Genomic DNA, 6,459 nt, shown 5'->3' with positions numbered 1-6,459 from the left:
GCCTTCGAGAAGCACGGCAAGCTGTTCGACGAGCTCGGCATCAACGTCAACAACGGCATGGTCGATCTGTACGAGAAGATCAAGACCCTGCCCGAGTCCAAGCACGACGAGATCATCCGCGACCTGCACGCCTGCAACGAGCACCGTCCCGAGCTGGCGATGGTCGACTCGGCCAAGGGCATCACCAACTTCCACTCGCCCAACGACATCATCGTCGACGCCTCGATGCCGGCAATGATCCGCCAGGGCGGCAAGATGTGGGGCTCGGACGGCAAGCAGTACGACAGCAAGTGCGTGATGCCGGAGTCCACCTTCGCCCGCATCTACCAGGAGATGATCAACTTCTGCAAATGGCACGGCAATTTCGATCCGCGCACGATGGGCACGGTGCCGAACGTCGGCCTGATGGCGCAGAAGGCCGAGGAATACGGCTCGCACGACAAGACCTTCGAGATCACCGAGGACGGCGTCGCCAACATCACCGACCTCGCCACCGGCGAAGTGCTGCTGTCGCAGAACGTGGAAGCGGGCGACATCTGGCGCATGTGCCAGGTCAAGGACGCGCCGATCCGCGACTGGGTCAAGCTCGCGGTCACCCGCGCGCGCAACTCGGGCATGCCGGCGATCTTCTGGCTCGACCCCTATCGTCCGCACGAGAACGAGCTGATCAAGAAGGTGAAGACCTACCTCAAGGATCACGACACCACCGGCCTCGACATTCAGATCATGTCGCAGGTGCGCGCGATGCGGTTCACGCTCGAGCGCGTGGTGCGCGGCCTGGATACCATCTCGGTGACCGGCAACATCCTGCGCGACTACCTGACCGACCTGTTCCCGATCATGGAGCTGGGCACCTCGGCCAAGATGCTCTCGATCGTGCCGCTGATGAATGGCGGCGGCATGTACGAGACCGGTGCCGGCGGTTCGGCACCCAAGCACGTGCAGCAGCTGGTGCAGGAAAACCACCTGCGCTGGGATTCGCTCGGCGAGTTCCTCGCCCTGGCGGTGTCGCTCGAAGACCTCGGCATCAAGACCGGGAACACGCGCGCCAAGCTGCTCGCCAAGACCCTGGACGAGGCCACCGGGCGGCTGCTCGACGAGAACAAGTCGCCCTCGCCGAAGACCGGTCAGCTCGACAACCGCGGCAGCCAGTTCTATCTGGCGCTGTTTTGGGCCGAGCGTCTGGCCGGGCAGGCCGAGGACGCCGAGCTGGCGGGCAAGTTCGCCCCCCTGGCCAAGGCGCTGCGTGAGAACGAGGCCAAGATCATCGAGGAACTGGCGGCCGTGCAGGGCAAGCCTGCCGACATCGGTGGCTACTACAAGGCCGATGCCGAGAAGACCAAGGCCATCATGCGCCCGAGCGCCACGCTCAACGCCATTCTCAAGGCTGCACGCGCGGCCTGAGGCGGATGACCTGACACCGGCCGCTTGCGGCCGGAGAAGCTGAAAGTGGGCGGATCGGCCGCAGGGTCGATTCGCCCACTTACCGTTTACGCTGCGGCCGCGTTTGCGGTTTGCGTGCCCGAAGGGGGCGCTTACAGTCCGCGCATCCACGCCGGGCGCAGCGGCGCGGCGTCCGGTTGTGCGATGGCCGCCTGCACCTGTGCCAGCAACTTCGCCTTGTCCGCGCCGAGGGTGCCCTTGAGCACCAGCCAGTTGGAGGCGTGGTCGGAGCGGAACACCGTGCGCTTCAACTCGAGTGCCGCCAGGAAACGCGCCATCTCGCGAAAAAGCCCCTGTTGCGACAGCGCCTTCCAGTCCGGCCAGGCCTGCAGGAAGCGCCGTCCGGCGTCGTGCAGGGTCACCACCAGCGTCGACAGGTACTCCGGCTGGGTGGCGTTGATCAGGCGCGCGGAGTTGTCTGCGTGCTGCGCGCTCAGTGCCACGCCGCCGAGGCCGTTGAGGATCATCACCGAGCGCGTGATGCCGGCTTCGCCCAGCTTGTCGAGCGCTGCGCGGGTGGATTCCCAGGTCTCGCCCTTATTCACGCGGGCGAGTACCTCGTCGTCGCCGGATTCGGCGCCCAGATAGACGAGGCCGAGGCCGGCGTCGGCAAGGGTCTTCAATTCGGCGACCGATTTCCTGGCAAGGTTGCGCGCCAGGCAGTAGCTCGACACCCGATGCACCGCGGGCAGATGGGTGCGGATCGCCTCCAGATACACGAGCAGGCGCCGCGTCGGCAGCACAAGCGCGTCGCCATCGGCGAGGAACACGCGCCGTACCTGCGTGCCGTAGCGCTCACCGGTGCGCCCGATGCTGTCGACGACCTCGGCTTCGTCGCGCGCGCGAAAGGCCTTCTGCGGCGCGGTGTACATCTCGCAGAAGGTGCATTTGTTCCACGAACAGCCGTCGGTGACCGGCAGGATCAGCGATTCGGCCTCGCTCGGCGGACGGAATACGGGTTCGACGTAGCGGATCGGCAGGACGGACACGGCTGGACTCGGCGGTGAAGGACAGAGCACGAGTCTACCGTCTGCCGGTCGGCTCGGCGTGTCGGTCTCAGTCCCGGCGCCCGGAGGCCAGGTGGTCGATCATCGCGCGCACGGTGCGGATCTGGATGCCGTCGCGGGTGGCGTAGCCGTCGTCGGTGAAGCCCCACCAGTCCCAGCAGCCGTTGGGGTTCTTCCACGGGATCGACACCGCCTGCGGAAACAGCACCACGAGGCGGTTGGTGTCGGCCCAGCGGTCGTAGCCGGTGTTTCTGACGAAGGTGGTGCCGTTGTAGAGCCCGCCATCGGGCGGAGGGCGCAAGGGCAGGAAGCTCTGGCCCTGCTTGCAGCCGTGGAACACCACGTGCAGTCGACAGGGCTCGCCGGCTTCGCAGGCGGACGGGACGTAGAGCCAGCCGGTCTTGTCGAGGCCGGTGCCCCACAGGTAGCTGAAGAAGCCGGTTTCGGGAATGTAGCCGCGCTGGTCGAACTCGATGAAGCGGCCGGCCGGCGTGGGCGCCGTGCGCGGGGGGGCAACATCCGGGCTGTAGATCCAGTCGAGGATTGCGTGTGCGGCCTCGAAGCCGCACTTGCCGATGTAGGGCTCGTCGGTCACGCCGCAGGGAGCGCCGTAGGCGGTGGTGGGCATGGTGTGACCGGCAGCGTCCAGGGTCACCGACCTGAGCGCCGTCGCGGGCAGGCCGAAGGCGTCGTAGTAGCCGTGCAACTGGCGGGTGATCGAGGCCGGCACCAGGGCATCCTTTCCGCCCACCACGGTGACCACGCGCTGGCGGGCGATCTGTGCCGGATCGTCGATGCGGCCCTCGGCATGGAAGGTGCGCGTGGCCGCAACCAGCTCGGGCACGGTAGTGCTGGCGTCGCCGACCTTGCACGACAGCCTTGGCTCGCCGGTGCACGAGCATTCGGTGGTGGCCTTCATCACGCTGTCCTGGGCGCAGTAGTACGGGCCCCCGGCGACGATCCCGGCGCCACGGATGATGGCCGAGTGCGCGACCTGCATCTGCACCGACATGAAGGCGCCCGACGAGATGCCGGACACCGAGGTGTGCTCGATCGCGATGTTGAGCGCAGGCAGCGGGGGCGGGGGCGCGGCAATGCTCGCCGTGGCGACGGCAAGCAGGAAGATGGCGTGCAGCAGGGGCGCGCTTGGCAGGCGTGTGTGCGGCGGACGTAGGGGCGGCAGGACTTTCATGTTCGGACTCCGGTGCAATGGGGCGTGACCCGGTGGGGACATGGAGAGACCCGGTGGGGACATGGAGAGACCCGGTGGGGACATGGCGAGACCCGGTGGGTCAGGGGCGGTGCCCGGTGGGTGATGCGCTCGTTCCTGGCCCTGACAGCATAGTCCACGCGGGTTTCAGTGCCGTCTCCGTTGTGCGGCGCACACACGATCCGGCGCGGCGCCGGCCGGACTGGCGGCGTGTGCAATAATCCGGCCTCGAAAAAGTGTCAGACCCCATGCCCGAGATGTTCCGCCCTGCCCCGAGTACGCCTGCCGGGGATGTTTTCGTTTTGACTCGTACTCCCGCTTGCAAGCCCCTTGAGCGCCCGTGCACCGGCCGAGGCGCATTGTGAGCGTCGCGCCCCTGCCTGCCCGGCCCGGCGCGCTGCGCGTGTGGGGGGCGGCGATCCGGCCGCGCACCCTGGGGATGGCGGTGGCGCCGGTGGGGGTGGGGGTGGCGCTTGCGTTTGCCGCCACCGGCCAGCTCGACGCCGCGGTGCTGCTGGCCACCCTCGCCTGTGCCTTGCTGATCCAGATCGGCACCAACCTATACAACGATGCGGTCGATTTCGAACGTGGTACCGACCATCCCGAGCGTCTCGGCCCCCTGCGCGTGACGCTCGCGGGCTGGGCGACCGCAGCCGAGGTCAAGCGCGCGGCGCTGCTCTGCCTGGTGCTGGCGCTGGCGCTCGGTGCCTGGCTTTGCGTGCTGGGCGGCTTGCCGATTTTCGCGATCGGGGTCGCGTCGCTGGTGGCGGGCTGGGCGTATTCGGGCGGACCACGACCCATCTCGCATTCGCCCTTCGGCGAGTTTTTCGTGCTGCTGTTCTTCGGCGTGCTGGCGGTCGTGGGCAGCCACTGGCTGCAGTCGCGAACGGTGGGGGTGGTGGATGTGATCGCTGGCATGGCGGTGGGCGCGCCGGCGGCGGCGGTTCTGCTGGTGAACAATTTTCGTGACCTCGACGGCGACCTGCGTGCCGGCCGGCGCACGCTGGTGGCGCGGCTGGGCGCGTCGCGCGCGTCGTGCGCTTACGCCGTGCTGGTGCTGCTGCCGTCCGCGGCGTGGCTTGCGATCGCCACTGCGGGGCTGCCAGGCGCCGCGCTCGGCCTGCTCGGGGCGCCGGTCATGATCGGCCTGGTCACGCGTTTTCGCACTGCCGAGGGCGGCGTGGCGCTCAACGCAGTGTTGGTCGATACCGCGCGCGCTGGCACCCGTGGCGCACTGATGGCTGCCGCAGGCATCATGCTGGTTTCGTTGCTCTAGTCCTGCTTCATGCGCATCGACCTGCTGTTGCCTGCCGCGCTCGCGTTCATCATGTTCTCCGTGGGGTTGGCGCTGCGGGCGGAGGATTTTCACCGCGTTTTCCGGACGCCGCGGGCGCTGCTGGTCGGCCTGTGCGGCCAGCTGGTGATGGTGCCGCTGGCGGCACTGGCCGTCGTGCTCGTGTTCGAGCTACCGCCTGTGCTCGGCTTGGGCCTGATGATCCTCGCCGCCTGCCCGGGTGGGGCGAGCTCGGGCTTCCTGACCCATGTCGCGCGCGGCAATGCGGCGCTGTCGCTGACGCTGACCGTGATCAGCAGCCTGGCGGCGCTGGCGACCTTCCCGCTGCTGGTCAAGCTCGTGCTCGGCTGGCTGGGCGAGGGCGCGTTCGGGTCGGGCGTGTCCGCGGAGGGCGGCGCGGACGTCATCCACCTCACCGAGCTGCCGGTCGGCCGCTTGATCGGCAGCGTGCTGGTGGTGACAACCCTGCCCATCCTCGCCGGCATGGCGATGCGCCACAAGGCGCCGGGTTTCACGGCGCGCACCGAGCCGCTGATTGGCCGCCTGGCCACGCTGTTCTTCGCCGCGATCGTGGTCGCCACCTTCGTCTCACACCAGCACACCATCCTCGCCAACCTGCTGTCGATCGGCCCGGCAACGATGGCGCTGAACTTCGCGGTGATGGGGGCGGCGTATGCGCTGGTGATGCTGGCGGGCGCTGGCGGCAGGGATGCTGTGGCCGTCGCCATGGAGTGCGGCCTGCAGAACGCAGGCCTCGCCATCTTCGTGGCGATCGTGCTGCTGCGCCAGCCCGAACTGGCGGTGGCCGCGGTCGTCTATGCGCTGACGATGAATTTTGGCGCGCTCGGACTGGTGTTCATTGCGCGCTGGCAGGTCGCCCGGACTGCGGGTCTGGGCCCGTCGCGCCGGGCGGATTCGACCGCGAGCGTGAAGTTGCCATAGCGCGCGTCGTGGGTGATTTCCTCACCGACCCAGCCCGGCAGGTTGAGCGGCGTGTATTCGTGGGGTAGTTCGACCTCGGCGACCACCAGCCCGAGGTGATGGCCTTCGAACACGTCGACCTCGAACACGTGATGCGCATGATCGACCAGGTAGCGGGTCTTGCGCACGACGCGACGGGCGCAGTGCTGCGTGATCATCGTCCGCGCATCGGCAACCGGGATCGCGTATTCGAACTCGTCCCGCGTGTAGCCCTGCTTGGGTGACTTCAGGGTGAGGTAGGCGTGCTCGCCGCGGATGCGTACGCGGGTGCTCATCGAGCCCGATTCCTTGGCCAGGTAGCCCTGGACGATGCGCTCGCCCTTGCGGCCGTCGAGGATCCGCATGTCGCGGACCAGGAATCTGCGTTCGATCTCTCGCGCCATGATGGAGGGCTCGGCCTGGAAGAAATCGAATTCTAGCAAAGGATTTCGTTTGCGTTGTTGCAGTGCAGCGTTGCGAATGCGTGCGCGTCGGGCGCCCGCCGCCGACACGCCGTGCGGGCAATTGGCTAGACTATCGAGTAT

The 6,459-nt window shown here is 67.8% G+C and carries 5 protein-coding genes and 1 pseudogene; 3 read left to right on the top strand and 3 right to left on the bottom strand.

What is annotated here, in order from left to right:
• A partial coding sequence (locus RBT54_RS15515) for an NADP-dependent isocitrate dehydrogenase (protein ID WP_320367964.1) occupies window positions 1–1,404 on the top strand: 1,404 nt, incomplete at its 5' end.
• Window positions 1,405–1,535: 131 nt separating this feature from the next.
• Here RBT54_RS15515 and RBT54_RS15510 read toward each other — a convergent pair.
• Complete coding sequence (locus tag RBT54_RS15510; protein ID WP_320367963.1) at window positions 1,536–2,432, bottom strand: radical SAM protein; 897 nt, start codon at window positions 2,430–2,432, stop codon at window positions 1,536–1,538.
• Window positions 2,433–2,499: 67 nt separating this feature from the next.
• Window positions 2,500–3,642 (bottom strand): poly(3-hydroxybutyrate) depolymerase, encoded by a 1,143-nt coding sequence (locus RBT54_RS15505; RefSeq protein WP_320367962.1) that lies wholly within the window; start codon window positions 3,640–3,642, stop codon window positions 2,500–2,502.
• Between the two features lie 379 nt (window positions 3,643–4,021).
• Between RBT54_RS15505 and menA the strand changes: the two genes are divergently transcribed.
• Both menA and RBT54_RS15495 read left to right on the top strand, forming a co-directional pair.
• On the top strand, window positions 4,022–4,936 hold the full coding sequence (menA, locus tag RBT54_RS15500) for a 1,4-dihydroxy-2-naphthoate octaprenyltransferase (protein WP_320367961.1): 915 nt from the start codon (window positions 4,022–4,024) through the stop codon (window positions 4,934–4,936).
• 9 nt (window positions 4,937–4,945) lie between these two features.
• Window positions 4,946–5,896, top strand: a complete 951-nt coding sequence (locus RBT54_RS15495) for a bile acid:sodium symporter family protein (protein ID WP_320367960.1) — start codon at window positions 4,946–4,948, stop codon at window positions 5,894–5,896.
• A 26-nt stretch (window positions 5,897–5,922) separates the two neighbouring features.
• Here RBT54_RS15495 and RBT54_RS15490 read toward each other — a convergent pair.
• Window positions 5,923–6,318, bottom strand: a pseudogene (locus RBT54_RS15490) (CYTH domain-containing protein); the annotation flags it as partial.
• Window positions 6,319–6,459: the final 141 nt, after the last annotated feature.

Origin of the sequence: Thauera sp., assembly GCF_034003485.1 — a bacterium.
Classification (GTDB): Bacteria; Pseudomonadota; Gammaproteobacteria; order Burkholderiales; family Rhodocyclaceae; genus Thauera.
The sequence above is the reverse complement of the archived record's forward strand: the minus strand, read 5'-3'. Positions and strand labels throughout refer to the sequence as shown.